This is a genomic window from Kribbella sp. NPDC055110, assembly GCF_053607525.1.
Window position 1 is genome coordinate 250,946 of the sequence record NZ_JBSGTS010000009.1, and the last position, 14,601, is coordinate 265,546.

The following is a 14,601-nucleotide window of genomic DNA, read 5'->3' on the forward strand; positions in this document are numbered from 1 at the left end:
GCGGACGTCAGTGTTTGAGGATCTTGCCGAGGAAGTCCTGGGCCCGCCGCGAGGCCGGGTTGGTGAAGAAGGTCTCCGGGTCGGCCTCCTCGACGATCTCGCCGTCGGCCATGAACACCACCCGGTTCGCCGCGGTCCGGGCGAAGCCCATCTCGTGCGTGACCACGACCATCGTCATGCCCTGCTTGGCCAGGTCGATCATCACCTCGAGGACCTCCTGGATCATCTCCGGGTCGAGCGCCGAGGTGGGCTCGTCGAACAGGATGACCTTCGGGTCCATGGCCAGGGCGCGCGCGATCGCCACGCGCTGCTGCTGGCCACCGGACAGCTGAGCCGGGTACTTCGAGGCCTGGTTGGCCACCCCCACCCGTTCCAGCAGTTCCATCGCCCGCTTCTCGGCCTGCTTCGGGTCGGACTTGCGGACCTTCAAGGGGCCGAGGGTGACGTTCTGCAGGATCGTCTTGTGCGCGAACAGGTTGAACGACTGGAAGACCATGCCGACGTCGGCCCGCAGCTTGGCCAGCGCCTTGCCCTCGCTGGGCAGCGGCTGGCCGTCAAGCAAGATAGTGCCGGAGTCGATCGGCTCCAGCCGGTTGATCGCGCGGCAGAGCGTCGACTTACCGGACCCGGACGGGCCGATCACCACGACGACCTCGCCCTGATCGATGGACAGGTTGATGTCCTTCAGGACGTGCAGTTCGCCGAAATGCTTGTTGACGCCGGTCAGCGCTACCAGACCAGTTTTCGTCAGCGTGTCGGAATCGCTCATGGCCAGAACCTAGCGGAGCCGGGGGTGCGGTCGCAGGCCCGGGTGGTTCCACGGTGGTAACGATCTGCAATAAAGCGAGCGGGCTGTGACCGGATGATCACAGCCCGCTTGCGTCTGTTCGTTTGTGAGCGGACCGCCCGGTCAGGTGACGATTCCGTACTCGCGGATCTTGCGGTAGATGGTGGCCCGGGACATCCCGAGCGCGATGGCGGAGGCCTTCTTGTCACCGTCGTACGTCGACAACGCCTCGACGATCGCGTCCCGTTCGAGCGCTTCGATCGCGGTCAGCTGCCGCCGGGTCGTGGCGCGGCACTCGGGTGGCAGGTCGGCCAGCTCGACCACGCCGGACCGGCGCCGCCGCGCGATCGCTGCGAGGACCGAGCGAAGGTGAGTGATGTTGCCCGCCCACGGCAGCCGCATCAGCTGGTTCATCGTGGCGGTGGAGAAGGTCAGGCCGTTGATACCGGCCTTGGCGAGCAGTGACCGGACAAGTGTCGGAATGTCTTCGACGTGATGCCGAAGCGGCGGCACCTCGACGGTCCGTGGAAAGAACGCCAGCAGTTGGTCGGCGATCTCGACCCGGTCCGCCGGCAGCGTGAGCGCGACCCAGGCGTCCCCGGCCGTCGCTCCGTCGCGGACGTTCTGCAGGAGTTCGGTGAAGCCGTCGAGGATCTCGCCGGTCAGCAGATGCGCCCGCCGGATGATCAGGTCGGCACCGGACTCCAGCTCCGCGCGGGCCTCGGCCACGAAGTCCTCGCCTGTCACCGCCGGATCGAGGACCGCCAGCCGCCGGTCGGGTGCCACCTGCCTGCGGACCGCGCGCAGCAGCGACAACTTGCCCGCGCCCGGCTCGCCGTCGGCGATCAGCCACTCGGACCGGCTGCAGGCATCCAGCATCTCCTGGACGATGTGCTGCCAGACCGCGCTCGTTCCGGTCGTGCCGGGAACCACCGGGAACCGCGCGGCTTGGTGGCCGCGGGCCGGGAGGCGGTGCTCCTTGATCTGGATCACGCCGCCGGCCAGGGTGTCGCCGACGAAGGTCGGCCGATAGGCCATCCGGGCGGTGGTCCCGCTGGGCAGGTCGGTGATGAAGACCTGCGGCTTGGTGCCGCCGCGTGCGTCGCGGGTGCGGTCGATCAGGGCCGCCTGGTCGATGGCGTCGAAGCGGGCCTGCACGTAGGCGTTCATCATGAAGACCTCGTCGCCCAGCGCGAGCACCGGTCCGCCGCTGTGCCGGCAGGCGGCGTAGTAGTCACTGAGCAGGGCGTGGTCGAGCGCGTTCGCCTCCTCGACGACCCGGTCGTGGATCCGCCGTGCCGCGAGTTTGGCGAACGACAGCAGGATCGAGTTCGAGTTCCGGGCCTTGGTGGTGATGTCCAGGACGCCGAGCAGGCCGCCGGTGACCGGGTGCGTGATCGGTGCGCCGGCGCAGGAGAACATCCGCAGTTTCCCGTTGTAGTGCTCGGCGCCGTCGACCAGGATCGGTCCGCAGACCTCGAGCGCCGTACCGATCCCGTTGGTGCCGACCGCGGACTCGGCGTACTGGAATCCAGGCGCGAGGTCGACCGAGTCCAGCCGTCGGAGCAGGGAGGGGTCTCCGCCCCGGCGGTCGAGGACGACGCCCTTCGCGTCGGTCAGGATGATGCAGACGGGCTCGTTGTGGAGCTCCGCGGACAGTGCGTCGATGACCGGCCGGGCCGCCCGCATCAGCGTGGTCTCCCGGTCGATCCGGTCGAAGTACACCGGCGCCGGGCGGTCGATGTCCACCTGGGAGGCGTGTGAACGCTCCCATGAGACCCGGATCGGATCGCGGACAGGCTGTGCAGCGCCCATGGCCGTCTCCTTCACGTCCGTCACCAGCGGAACTGCTCCCACCGTAGCCCCCTGACGCCAGAGTGCCATCTCACATTGAGACACAGACACGTCCGATACGCGGCTTTCATCACTGTTCAACCCCGATGATGGAGGCCCACATTGAGCAGGCAGAGTCTCACCAAGGCCCACGCCAAGATCACCGAGTTGTCCTGGGAACCGACCTTCGCGACCCCGGCGACCCGCTTCGGCACCGACTACACCTTCGAGAGGGCGCCAAAGAAGGATCCGCTGAAGCAGATCATGCGGTCCTACTTCCCGATGGAGGAGGAGAAGGACAACCGCGTGTACGGCGCGATGGACGGCGCCATCCGCGGGAACATGTTCCGCCAGGTGCAGCAGCGCTGGCTGGAGTGGCAGAAGCTGTTCCTCAGCATCATCCCGTTCCCGGAGATCTCCGCGGCGCGGGCGATGCCGATGGCGATCGACGCCGTACCGAACCCGGAGATCCACAACGGGCTCGCGGTGCAGATGATCGACGAGGTCAGGCACTCGACGATCCAGATGAACCTCAAGCGGCTGTACATGAACAACTACATCGACCCGGCCGGGTTCGACATGACCGAGAAGGCGTTCGCGAACAACTACGCGGGCACCATCGGCCGGCAGTTCGGCGAGGGGTTCATCACCGGTGACGCGATCACCGCCGCGAACATCTACCTGACCGTGGTCGCCGAGACCGCGTTCACCAACACGCTGTTCGTCGCGATGCCCGACGAGGCGGCCGCGAACGGCGACTACCTGCTGCCGACGGTGTTCCACTCGGTCCAGTCCGACGAGTCGCGGCACATCAGCAACGGCTACTCGATCCTGCTGATGGCACTGGCCGACGAGCGCAACCGTCCGCTGCTGGAGCGCGACCTGCGCTACGCGTGGTGGAACAACCACTGCGTCGTGGACGCCGCGATCGGCACGTTCATCGAGTACGGCACGAAGGACCGCCGGAAGGACCGGGAGAGCTATGCGGAGATGTGGCGCCGCTGGATCTACGACGACTACTACCGCAGCTACCTGCTGCCGCTGGAGAAGTACGGGCTCACGATTCCGCACGACCTGGTGGAGGAAGCGTGGAACCGGATCACCAACAAGGGCTACGTGCACGAGGTGGCGCGGTTCTTCGCGACCGGCTGGCCGGTGAACTACTGGCGGATCGACGCGATGACCGACAAGGACTTCGAGTGGTTCGAGCACAAGTACCCGGGCTGGTACTCGAAGTACGGCAAGTGGTGGGAGAACTACAACCGGCTCGCCTACCCGGGCCGGAACAAGCCGATCGCGTTCGAAGAGGTCGGGTACCAGTACCCGCACCGCTGCTGGACCTGCATGGTGCCGGCGCTGATCCGCGAGGACATGGTCACCGAGAAGGTCGACGACCAGTGGCGCACGTACTGCTCGGAGACCTGCTACTGGACCGACGCAGTTGCGTTCCGCGGTGAGTACGACGGCCGGCCGACGCCGAACATGGGCCGCCTGACCGGCTTCCGCGAGTGGGAGACCCTGCACCACAACAAGGACCTGGCCGACATCGTGCAGGACCTCGGGTACGTGCGTGACGACGGCAAGACGCTGATCGGCCAGCCGCACCTGGACCTGGACGACCCGAAGAAGCTGTGGACCCTCGACGACGTCCGCGGCAACACGTTCATGAGCCCGAACGTGCTGCTGAACGAGATGTCCGACGCCGAGCGCGAGGCCCACGTGGCGGCGTACAAGGCCAACGGGACCACGGCCGCCTAGGCCCTACCGAGCATCCACGCCGAGCATCAGGAGGAGGCCGACATGGCCGACACCCACCGGATCCGCTTCGAACCGGTCGACATCGAGATGGACGTCAGCGAGGACGACAAGATCCTCGACGCGGCGTTCCGGCAGGGCATCCACCTGATGCACGGCTGCAAGGAGGGGCAGTGCTCCGCCTGCAAGTCGTACGTCCTCGAGGGTGACTTGCAGATGGAGCGCTACTCCACCTTCGCCTGCAACGACGCCGAGGTCGCCGAGGGGTACGTGCTGCTCTGCCGGGCGCACGCCTTCAGCGACTGCACGATCGAGCTGCTCAACTACGACGAGGACGAGCTGCTCGGCGGCATCCCGATCCAGACCGTGGCCGCGCGGGTCACGGCGATCGAGCCGGTCACCAGGGACATCGTCTCACTGCGCCTGAAGACGGCTGAGGCCTTCGAGTTCCGGCCGGGGCAGTACGCCGACATCACCATCCCCGGCACCGACGACCACCGGTCGTTCTCGATGGCGACCACCCAGTCGACGCCGGACGAGATCGAGTTCCTGATCAAGAAGTACCCGGGCGGCCGGTTCTCGGCCCTGCTCGACGGCGAGCTCGGCGTCGGCGACGAGTTGTCGCTGACCGGGCCGTACGGCTCGTCGACGTTGAAGGACGGCCATGTGCTGCCGGTGATCTGCGTCGCCGGCGGGGCCGGGATGGCCCCGATCCTGTCGATCCTGCGACACCTGCGGGAGACCGGCAGCACCCGTCCGGTCCGGTTCTACTACGGCGCCCGTACGGCGGCCGACCTGTTCTACCTGGATGCGATCGCGGAGCTCGGTGCGGACCTCGCCGGCTTCGAGTTCATCGCCTGCTTGTCCGAGTCGGCTCAGGGCGCGGACGGCCTTCAGGTGGAAGTTGGCAACGTCACCGAGATCGTCGAACGGCGCGAGGCCGAGCTGCACCGCGGCGAGGTCTACCTGTGCGGCCCGCCGCCGATGGTCGACGCCGCCTTGGCGTTGCTGGAGGCAAACAACGTGCCGAAGGACCAGGTCTTCTACGACAAGTTCACCAGCCCAGCGACTACCGATGGAGCCTGAGATGACAGAAATCAAGCACCGCAGTTTCCCGACGATCGAGTTCACCGACTCCGAGGCCGGCGCGCTGGAGTTCCCGAGCTCGACCAGCCGCGCGTACAACTACTACAAGCCGGCCAAGCTGCGCGCGACGATGTACGAGGACGTGACTGTCGACGTACAGCCGGACCCCGAGCGGCACCTGAGCCAGGGCTGGATCTACGGCTTCGGCGACGGCCCCGGCGGCTACCCGCAGGAGTGGACGGCCGCGAAGTCGTCGAACTGGCACGCCTTCCTCGACCCGAACGAGGAGTGGGACCAGACGATCTACCGCAACAACTCGGCGGTCGTCCACCAGGTCGACCTCTGCCTGCAGAACGCGAAGCGGGCCCGGGCGTACGACGGCTGGAACGCGGCCTGGCTGAAATTCATCGAGCGCAACCTCGGCGCCTGGATGCACGCCGAGAACGGCCTGGCGCTGCACGTGTTCACCAGCATCCAGCGGTCCGGCCCGACGAACATGATCAACACCGCGGTCGCGGTCAACGCCGCCCACAAGATGCGGTTCGCCCAGGACCTCGCACTGTTCAACCTCGACCTGTCGGAAGCGGATGTTTCCTTCGACGGCACGGCGCACGTCGGGGTCTGGAAGGACGCGCCCGAGTGGCAGCCGACGCGTGAGGTCGTCGAGCGGCTGACCGCGGTGGGGGACTGGTGCGAGTTGTTGTTCGCCACCAACATCGTGTTCGAGCAGCTGGTCGGGTCGCTGTTCCGGACCGAGCTGGTGATGCAGATCGCTGCTCGTAACGGCGACTACATCACGCCGACCATCGTCGGCACCGGCGAGCACGACTACGACCGCGACCTCGGCTACACCCGCAACCTGTTCCGGCTGCTGACCAGGGACGGCGAGTACGGCGAGACCAACAAGGCGCTGTTCGGCGAATGGCTCGCGATCTGGGTCCCGCGCTGCCTCGACGCCGCGCACGCCCTGCAGCCGATCTGGTCGCAGCCGGCCGAGAAGTCGGTCACGTTCGCGTCCAGCCTGGACGCGGCCAAGCAGAAGTTCCGTTCGCTGCTCGAGGATCTCGGGCTCGACTCTCCGAAGGAGCTGGACCAGTGAGCATGCAGTTCGGATCGGCCACCGAGTTCTCCAACAAATGCGGCGTGACCTTGATGAACACGCCGATCGGCCGGGTCGTCGCGGAGGTGATGGGGGCCAAGGAGGGCGTCGAGCTCACCGAGTACCCCTCGATGATCCGGGTCGACGGCATCGGCCTGCTGAACTTCGACTACGACGAGCTGACCGAGGCGCTCGGGTCGGAGTTCGACGGCTCGGTCTTCGAGGAGATCAGCTCGACCCACTACGGCCGGATGGTCCACCTGGACGACAAGACCATCCTGTTCGCCAGCCCGGAGGACGCGGCCGAGTACATCGGCTTCGACCTCACCACGAAGTGAGGTCGGGATGTACGAGAAGAACGGCGAGAAGTACTTCATCGTCGACGCGCACATCGCCCTGTGGGACGGGCGCGCGACGAACCACAAGAACCTCCACGGCAAGCAGTTCATCGACTGCTTCTACGACTACCACAAGAACCTCAGCCCCGAAGAAGCCGTCTGGGACTACGACACCTACACCTACTACGGCGAGCAGCGGCTGCTGAAGGACCTCTTCGAGGACGGGTACGTCGACCACGCGATCTTCCAGCCCGCGATCCTGAGCGACTTCTACGTCAACGGGTTCGGGCAGACCGAGGACGCGCTCGCGCTGACCCGGGCCAACCCCGGCAAGCTCACGTACAACCACGCCTGGGACCCGCGGCACGCCGAGGCCGGGCTCGAGCAGCTGCGCAAGGACGCCGCGCGGATGAACCTGCAAGGCGTCAAGCTCTACACCGCCGAGTGGTACGGCGACTCGCGCGGCTGGAAGCTGGACGACCCGTGGTCGCGGCGCTATCTCGAGGAGTGCCTCGAGCTCGGGATCAAGAACATCCACGTGCACAAGGGCCCCACCATCCGGCCCCTGGACCGGGACTCGTTCGACGTCGCCGACATCGACAAGGTGGCGACCGACTACACCGAGCTGAACTTCATCGTCGAGCACGTCGGCCTGCCCCGGCTGGAGGACTTCTGCTGGATCGCGACGCAGGAGCCCAACGTGTACGGCGGCCTCGCGGTGGCGATGCCGTTCATCCACACCCGGCCGAAGTACTTCGCGCAGATCCTCGGGGAGTTGCTGTACTGGATCGGCGAGGACCGGATCCTGTTCTCGTCGGACTACGCGATCTGGACGCCGAAGTGGCTGATCGAGAAGTTCGTCGACTTCCAGATCCCGGCCGACCTGCCGGAGTACGCGCCGATCACGGTCGAGCAGAAGAAGAAGATCCTCGGGCTGAACGCGGCCGGTCTGTACGGTCTCGACGTACCGGCGGAACTACGGCTGTCCGAGGCCGTGGCGTCATGACCGCGGTCGCCCAAGCCTCGGCCCGGTCGTCGAGCCAGTCGTCGGTGCAAGCGTCGATCCAGGCGCTGCAGTCCGAGGTCGTCGCGGCCCTGGCGACCGTTGTCGACCCGGAGCTGGACCAGCCCATCACCGAACTCGGCTTCGTCCGGTCGATCCGGATCGAACGGGCGGGTGTGACGGTCCACCTCCGGTTACCGACCTCGTTCTGCGCACCCAACTTCGCCTACCTGATGGCATCCGACGCAGTCGACGCGCTGCGCCGGGTGCCCGAGGTGGGGAAGGTGCGTGTCCTGCTCGACGATCACCACGACTCGGACAAGATCAACGCCGGCCTGGCCGCGGACGCGGGGTACGTCGGCACGTTCGGAGCCGAGGCCGAGCGGGACCTGGACGAGCTGCGCAGGATCTTCCAGCGCAAGGCGCACACGGCCGCGATGGAGCGCAGCGTGATGGCGCTGCTCAGATCGACTGCCACCACCGTCGAGCAGTTGCCCGGGCTCACGCTCGGGCAACTGCCCGGCGGTCCCCACAAGGACGCTCTGCTGCGTCGCCGGGCCGCCATCGAGCTCGGCATCCGGCCGGACGACCTGGTGGTGGTCGACGACGACGGCGTACCGGTGCCGCCCGACGCCGTACCGGCCAGGTTGCGTTTCGCCAAGGCGGTGCGGATCTCGGTCGACGGCAACGCGCACTTCTGCCGCGGCCTGCTGGCCACCAGGTACGGCGACGAGCCGGGCGGCCTCATCACCGACACGAGGAGGACGACATGAGAGCGGTGCAGGTGATCGGATATCACACCAAGCTGCAGCTCACCGAGATCCCGGAACCGAAGATCACCGGACCGCTGGACGTGATCGTGCGGATCGGCGGCGCGGGCGTCTGCCGGACCGATCTGCACATCCTCGAAGGTCAGTGGGCGGAGAAGAGCGGCGTACGGCTCCCGTACACGATCGGGCATGAGAATGCGGGCTGGGTGCACGCCGTCGGCGATGCAGTCAGCAATGTTGCCGTCGGCGACAAGGTGATCCTGCACCCGTTGATCACGTGCGGGCTCTGCCGGGCGTGCCGCTCCGGTGACGACGTGCACTGCGAGGCTTCGGCGTTCCCGGGGATCGACACCGACGGCGGGTACGCCGATTACCTGCGCACCACCGCCCGTAGCGTCGTCAAGATCGACGATGCCCTGGAGCCGGCCGATGTCGCAGCGCTCGCGGATGCGGGGCTGACGGCGTACCACGCGGCGGCGAAGGCGGCGCGGTCGCTCCGACCGGGCAACGTCTGCGTACTGATCGGCGCGGGCGGCCTGGGCCACATCGGGATCCAGGTGATGAAGGCGATCTCCGCGGCGACCCTGGTGGTTGTCGACCGCAACAAGGCCGCCGTCGACCTGGCCGTCGAGATCGGCGCCGACCACGGAATCGTTGCCGATGGCACCCAGATCGAACAGGTCCGGGAACTGACCGGCGGCGCCGGCGCGGAGGCGGTGATCGACTTCGTCGGCGAGGGCGGTGCGACCGCGGACGGGGTCGCGATGCTGCGGCGGGCCGGCAACTACTACGTCGTCGGGTACGGCGAGAACCTCGACGTACCGACCATCGACGTGATCTCCACCGAGATCAACTTCCTCGGGAACCTGGTCGGCTCCTACAACGACCTGCAGGACCTGATGGAGCTCGCGGCGCAGGGCAAGGTCGCGCTGCACACCACGAAGTACCCGCTGGAGGACTTCCAGCAGGCTCTCGACGATCTCGACCACGGCCGGGTCCGCGGCCGGGCGATCCTCATTCCCTAGAAGGAGCTGACCATGGCGAAGGAACTGCGATTCAACACGGACGCGCGACGGCTGCTCGAGTCCGGGGTGAACGCGCTCGCGGACGCGATCAAGGTGACGCTCGGGCCGAAAGGCCGCAACGCGGTGCTGGAGAAGCTCACCGGCCCGCCGACCATCACCAACGACGGTGTCACGATCGCGCGGGAGATCCAGCTGCGCGAGCCGTTCGCCAACATGGGCGCGCAGCTGGTGAAGGAAGTCGCGATGAAGACCAACGGGGTGGTCGGCGACGGCACCACCACCGCGACCGTGCTCGCCCAGGCGATGGTGCGTGAAGGGCTGCGCGAGGTCGACGCCGGCGCGAACCCGATGCGGGTACGACGCGGTATCGAGCAGACCGTGCCGGTCGTGATCGACACGCTGCGGAGCTGGGCCGTCGACGTCGGCGGCCGGGACGAGCTGCGGCACATCGCGACCCTGGCGGCCAGCGACGACGAGACCATCGGCGCGGTGATCGCGGACGCGGTCGACTGGGTCGGGCGCAACGGTGTCGTCACCACCGAGGAGTCCGACACGCTCGGCATGTCGGTGGAGGTCGTCGACGGCATCGAGTTCGATCACGGGTACGTGTCGGCGTACATGGTCACCGACCGGGAGCGGATGGAGACCGTCTACGACAACCCGGTGATCCTGCTGACGAACAAGAAGATCACCCAGGTGCAGGACATCATGCCGACCATCGAGGTGGCCAAGCGCGCGGACCGTCCGCTCGTCGTACTGGCCGAGGATGTCGACGGACCGGCGCTGCAACTGCTGGTCGGCGGCAACATGCACAACACGATGCGTTCCGTCGTCGTCCACGCTCCCGGCTTCGGGCACCGCCGGATCGCGGAGCTGGAGGATCTCGCCACCGCGCTGGGCGGCACGGTGATCGCGAAGGACACCGGCCTCGACCTGCACGAGGTCAGCCGGGAGCACCTGGGCTCCTGCGACCGGATCACGATCACCGAGAACAGCACCACGATCGTCGGCGGTCACGGCGACGCGTCCCTGGTGGAGGCGCGAATCGCTCAGCTGGAGAAGCAGTTCGAACGGGCCAAGATCGACGCCGACCAGGACAGCCTGCAACTGCGGATGGCGCGGCTGGCCGGCAAGGTCGCGGTGATCCGCGTCGGCGGCGCGACGAGCGTCGAGCTGAAGGAGCGGATGCTGCGGGTCGACGACTCGCTGGCCGCCACCCGCGCCGCGCTCGAGGAGGGCGTCCTTGCCGGAGGCGGAACCTCCCTGGTCCAGGCGCAGGCGGCGCTGTCGGAGCTGGAGCTGTCCGGCGACGAGGCGATCGGCCGGGAGATCGTCCGGCGGGCGCTGCCGGAACCGCTGCGGTGGATCGCGATCAACGCCGGGTACGACGGCGACGAGGTGGTCGCCCACGTCGCCGGACTGCCGCGCGGCCACGGCTTCAACGCCCTCACCGGCCAGTACGGCGACATGGTCGCGGAGGCCGTCATCGACCCGCTGAAGGTCACCCGGGCGGCACTGGAGAGCGCTGCCTCGATCGCAGCCCTCCTCATTACCACCGAGACCGCGATCGTCGAGGAGATCATCGGCAACCCCGGCGCGATCATGGCCCCCGGCTTCGGCGACCTCGCCGAAGGCATGGTCCGCCCCTCCAACATCTACTGAGCGGAGCGCATCATGTCCGAGCGACGGCACCAGTTGCTGGAAACCTAAGGAGCGCGTGGACGCGTGATCGAGCCGACCCCGCCGCAGCTCGCCACCGCGGGCCGGACCTTCGGGCTGTTGCTGGCACCGGTCCGGCTGCACCTGGTGGCGTTGGCGAGTTGCGGTGCGTACGACGTCGGCACGCTGGCTGCCCGGGTGGGCGTCACCGTGCCGACGGCGAGCCAGCATCTGGCCAAGCTCCGGCTGGCGGGGCTGGTCAGCGCCCGGCGCGAGGGCCGCCGCCAGCTCTACACCGTCACCGACCCGCACGTGATCGCCCTGGTCGAGCAGATCTTCCAGCACGTCGCCCCCGACGGCTCCCTCGCCCCGGACCCGCCCGCGCCGGGATCCGTCGCAGACGCAGGTTTTCCCTTGCCGGTTCCGGAGCGGGATCGATCACTTCCGTCGCAGGTGCACCGGACGTATGGTCTCGGCGGCTCTGTGCGCTGACCCGGGGCTACGGGAGCGCCGCCTCGGGACGGCGACCCGCCAAGAAACCTGCGGAGTACCTCATGCGAATCTCGCTGGCCACACGCAGTCGCAAGATCATCGCCGGCAGCCTGGGGGCCGCTCTCGTAGCCGCCGGGATCGGCGGCTACGCCGGCCGGTACGAGCTCAAGGAGCAGTGGCTCAAACATCAGTGGGCCGACCGCCATTACAACGCGGCGGTGATGGAGAAGGCCCTGATGATCGCCGGCGGCAACCCGTCGGAGATGCAGAGCGAGTCGAAGGAAGCCTTCACGATCGCCGACGAGTTCGCGCAGGCCCGCACCGCACCGGGCGGGATCGTGGCCCCCGGGGCGTACTCCGCGGCGTTCGCGCAACTGACCGCGATGCAACACACACCGGGCACCTGGCGGGACGTGACGCGGGTCCCGTACAACGCCGACGACCCGAGGTACCGCGACTGGTACTCCAACTCCAGCGGCGGCGCGGGCCACGTCACCGGACGGATCACCGGCCTGGCCGCGGACACCGCGAACCATGTCTACGCGGCCGGCGCCAACGGCGGTGTCTGGAGGTCGTCCACCGGCGGCGGCAACTGGACACCGTTGAGCGACTCGCTGCCGTCCCTGAGCGGCGGGGATCTCCAGCTGGCCGGTGACGGCTCGCTCTGGTACGCGACGGGCGAGGCCAACACCGGCGGTACGTCGTACGTCGGATCCGGTGTCTACCGTCTCGCGAACCCGGTGACCGGCACCTATTCGCCGTCCGACCGGGTTGGTGGCAAGGAACTGGAGTCGACCACCGTCGGCCGGCTTCGGTGGGGCGGCGGGCAGGTGTTCGCCGCGACGAACCGGGGCGTCTGGTACCACGACGCGTCGACCAGCGCCGGCGCGTGGAAGGTCGCGTTCTACCCGAACCCGGACTTCATGCCGGAGATCAAGGACGACGCCGGCAACGTACTGGTGCCGGCCGGCAGTCAGACGGGTGGCGCGACGAATGCGGCGTACAAGAACATCGTCAACGACATCGCGATCGACCCGAAGAACCCCAAGCACGTGATCGCCGCGATCGGCTGGCGCTCGGGCGACACCTACAACGGGTTCTACGAGACCAACGACTACACCGCCGGGCCGTCGAGCTGGAAGCGGCTGAGCGTGGTGCTGGGCGGCATCAAGAACAGCACCGACGTCGGCTACACGACGTTCGCGTTCAGCAAGACCGGTGACCGCCTGTACGCGCTCGTGCAGCAGCCGAGCAAGATCAACGGCAGCACCAGCCTGGCCGGCATCTTCGTCTCCAAGACCGGCAGTCCGTCCGGCCCGTGGAACAAGATCGCCGACCCGCAGATCCTGCACAACAGCGGCTCCGCACTGGACCGCAAGGGGTACGCCGTCGGCGTGCAGGCCTGGTACAACCAGTTCCTGACCGTGGACCCGGCGAACGCCGATCATGTGTGGGCCGGTCTGGAGGAAGTGTTCGAGACGAAGGACTCCGGCTCGCACTGGTCCGCCGTGATGCCGTACTGGAACTTCGGCTTCGGCTGCTGGAACCTCGACGACACGAAGAACACCTGCCCATTGGCCGGGCACCCCGACCAGCACTCGGTCGCGGTCGGCACGTCCGGTGGCACGCCGGTCGTGTTCGTCGGCAACGACGGCGGCGTCTACCGACGTCCGGTGAGCGGCCAGGTCAACGCGAACAACAACGCGACCGACTGGGTCTCGCTGTCCGCGGACGGGACGATGGACGGCCTGCAGTACTACTCGGTGTCGGTCGGCAAGGACACCAAGAACGGCGGAGTCGTCGTGTCCGGCGGCCTGCAGGACAACGGCGTCTCGAACCTCTTCGGCGTCCAGCCGAACGGCAGCAACACCGACACGAAGATGGGCTCGAACTTCGGCGGTGACGGTGGTGACGGCGCCGCGGATCCGCAGAACGGTTGCAACCAACTGCAGGAGTACGTTGCTCTGGCGGTCAAGATCACCAACAACTGCGCGCTGAACAAGGGCGCGCTGAGTGCGGCCGACGCCAGTTCGTGGAGTCTCGACCCGGCCGACCCGGCGCCGCGCTTCATCGCCCCGGTCGCGATCGACTCGGCGAACTCGAACGGTTTCATCGCCGGCGGTGAGTTCGTCTACACCTCCACCAAGGGCTGGGGCATGCGCAGCGCTTCAGAGTGGACGAAGGCATTCGATCTCGGTGCCGGACACTCGGCGACGGCGGTCGCGATGCGCGACGGTGTCGCGTGGGCCAGCTGGTGCGGACCGTGCAACAACGCCGGCTTCACCCGCGGTCTGGCCACGAACGCCGGCGGCACCTGGCACCAGGTGACGCTGCCGTCCGGCTTCCCGAACCGCTTCCTGGCGGGCGTCGGCATCGATCCGGCCAACGGACAGCATGCGTACGTCGCCGTGAACGGCTTCTCGCGGCGCTTCACCGAGGGACCGGGAGCGGGTGTCGGTCACGTGTACGAGACCAAGGACGGCGGCAGCACCTGGTCGGACATCTCCGCGAACCTGCCTGACATCCCGACCAACTCGGTCAAGCAGTTGGCCAACGGTGCCCTCGTCCTCGGTTCCGATCTGGCCACCTTCTACCGCGCACCCGGCGCGACGAACTGGCAGATCCTCGGCACCGGCCTACCCACCACAACGGTCATGGACATCGAGTCCGGCCCCGACGGCAACATCTACGCAGCAACCCACGGCCGAGGCATCTGGAGCATCACCCCGCCCGCCTGATCTCCGGCTAGGCATC

Annotated in this window: 12 protein-coding genes; 10 read left to right on the forward strand and 2 right to left on the reverse strand. The window is 67.6% G+C overall.

What is annotated here, in order from left to right:
• Positions 1 to 7: 7 nt before the first annotated feature.
• The gene (locus ACWF0M_RS17260; protein ID WP_452236705.1) at positions 8 to 736 is read right to left on the reverse strand and encodes an amino acid ABC transporter ATP-binding protein; all 729 of its coding nucleotides are present in this window, start codon (positions 734 to 736) and stop codon (positions 8 to 10) included.
• A 174-nt stretch (positions 737 to 910) separates the two neighbouring features.
• Positions 911 to 2,602 (reverse strand): sigma-54-dependent Fis family transcriptional regulator, encoded by a 1,692-nt coding sequence (locus ACWF0M_RS17265; protein WP_452236649.1) that lies wholly within the window; start codon positions 2,600 to 2,602, stop codon positions 911 to 913.
• A gap of 141 nt (positions 2,603 to 2,743) precedes the next feature.
• On the opposite strand from ACWF0M_RS17265, the gene ACWF0M_RS17270 reads away from it, so the two are divergent.
• The 10 genes from ACWF0M_RS17270 to ACWF0M_RS17315 all read left to right on the forward strand — a co-directional run bounded on the left by ACWF0M_RS17270 (position 2,744) and on the right by ACWF0M_RS17315 (position 14,585).
• A complete protein-coding gene (locus tag ACWF0M_RS17270; RefSeq protein ID WP_452236650.1) occupies positions 2,744 to 4,378 on the forward strand; it encodes a hypothetical protein in 1,635 nt (544 codons plus the stop codon).
• 42 nt (positions 4,379 to 4,420) lie between these two features.
• Complete coding sequence (locus ACWF0M_RS17275) at positions 4,421 to 5,461, forward strand: FAD-binding oxidoreductase (protein WP_452236651.1); 1,041 nt, start codon at positions 4,421 to 4,423, stop codon at positions 5,459 to 5,461.
• A gap of 1 nt (position 5,462) precedes the next feature.
• The gene (locus ACWF0M_RS17280; protein WP_452236652.1) at positions 5,463 to 6,560 is read left to right on the forward strand and encodes an aromatic/alkene monooxygenase hydroxylase subunit beta; all 1,098 of its coding nucleotides are present in this window, start codon (positions 5,463 to 5,465) and stop codon (positions 6,558 to 6,560) included.
• Between the two features lie 2 nt (positions 6,561 to 6,562).
• Complete coding sequence (mimD, locus tag ACWF0M_RS17285; protein WP_452236706.1) at positions 6,563 to 6,898, forward strand: propane 2-monooxygenase effector subunit MimD; 336 nt, start codon at positions 6,563 to 6,565, stop codon at positions 6,896 to 6,898.
• 7 nt (positions 6,899 to 6,905) lie between these two features.
• Positions 6,906 to 7,904: an amidohydrolase family protein gene (locus ACWF0M_RS17290; protein ID WP_452236653.1), complete on the forward strand. Its 999-nt coding sequence runs from the start codon at positions 6,906 to 6,908 to the stop codon at positions 7,902 to 7,904.
• Positions 7,901 to 8,674, forward strand: a complete 774-nt coding sequence (locus tag ACWF0M_RS17295) for a metal-sulfur cluster assembly factor (RefSeq protein WP_452236654.1) — start codon at positions 7,901 to 7,903, stop codon at positions 8,672 to 8,674. The genes ACWF0M_RS17290 and ACWF0M_RS17295 overlap by 4 nt, the downstream gene beginning before the upstream one ends.
• Positions 8,671 to 9,696, forward strand: a complete 1,026-nt coding sequence (locus ACWF0M_RS17300) for an NAD(P)-dependent alcohol dehydrogenase (protein ID WP_452236655.1) — start codon at positions 8,671 to 8,673, stop codon at positions 9,694 to 9,696. The genes ACWF0M_RS17295 and ACWF0M_RS17300 overlap by 4 nt, the downstream gene beginning before the upstream one ends.
• Before the next feature lie 12 nt (positions 9,697 to 9,708).
• Positions 9,709 to 11,358, forward strand: a complete 1,650-nt coding sequence (gene groL, locus ACWF0M_RS17305; protein WP_452236656.1) for a chaperonin GroEL — start codon at positions 9,709 to 9,711, stop codon at positions 11,356 to 11,358.
• A gap of 63 nt (positions 11,359 to 11,421) precedes the next feature.
• Complete coding sequence (locus tag ACWF0M_RS17310) at positions 11,422 to 11,847, forward strand: ArsR/SmtB family transcription factor (protein WP_452236657.1); 426 nt, start codon at positions 11,422 to 11,424, stop codon at positions 11,845 to 11,847.
• 62 nt (positions 11,848 to 11,909) lie between these two features.
• Positions 11,910 to 14,585 carry a WD40/YVTN/BNR-like repeat-containing protein gene (locus ACWF0M_RS17315; protein ID WP_452236658.1) on the forward strand — a complete coding sequence of 892 codons (2,676 nt, stop codon included), beginning with the start codon at positions 11,910 to 11,912 and terminating at the stop codon, positions 14,583 to 14,585.
• Positions 14,586 to 14,601: the final 16 nt, after the last annotated feature.

Bases quoted from the DNA above. Each gene is read 5' to 3' on its own strand.
- ACWF0M_RS17265 (WP_452236649.1), bottom strand. From the start codon at position 2,602: ATGGGCGCTGCACAGCCTGTCCGCGATCCGATCCGGGTCTCATGGGAG.
- ACWF0M_RS17275 (WP_452236651.1), top strand. From the start codon at position 4,421: ATGGCCGACACCCACCGGATCCGCTTCGAACCGGTCGACATCGAGATG.
- ACWF0M_RS17280 (WP_452236652.1), top strand. From the start codon at position 5,463: ATGACAGAAATCAAGCACCGCAGTTTCCCGACGATCGAGTTCACCGAC.
- mimD (WP_452236706.1), top strand. From the start codon at position 6,563: ATGCAGTTCGGATCGGCCACCGAGTTCTCCAACAAATGCGGCGTGACC.
- ACWF0M_RS17290 (WP_452236653.1), top strand. From the start codon at position 6,906: ATGTACGAGAAGAACGGCGAGAAGTACTTCATCGTCGACGCGCACATC.
- ACWF0M_RS17295 (WP_452236654.1), top strand. From the start codon at position 7,901: ATGACCGCGGTCGCCCAAGCCTCGGCCCGGTCGTCGAGCCAGTCGTCG.
- ACWF0M_RS17300 (WP_452236655.1), top strand. From the start codon at position 8,671: ATGAGAGCGGTGCAGGTGATCGGATATCACACCAAGCTGCAGCTCACC.
- groL (WP_452236656.1), top strand. From the start codon at position 9,709: ATGGCGAAGGAACTGCGATTCAACACGGACGCGCGACGGCTGCTCGAG.
- ACWF0M_RS17315 (WP_452236658.1), top strand. From the start codon at position 11,910: ATGCGAATCTCGCTGGCCACACGCAGTCGCAAGATCATCGCCGGCAGC.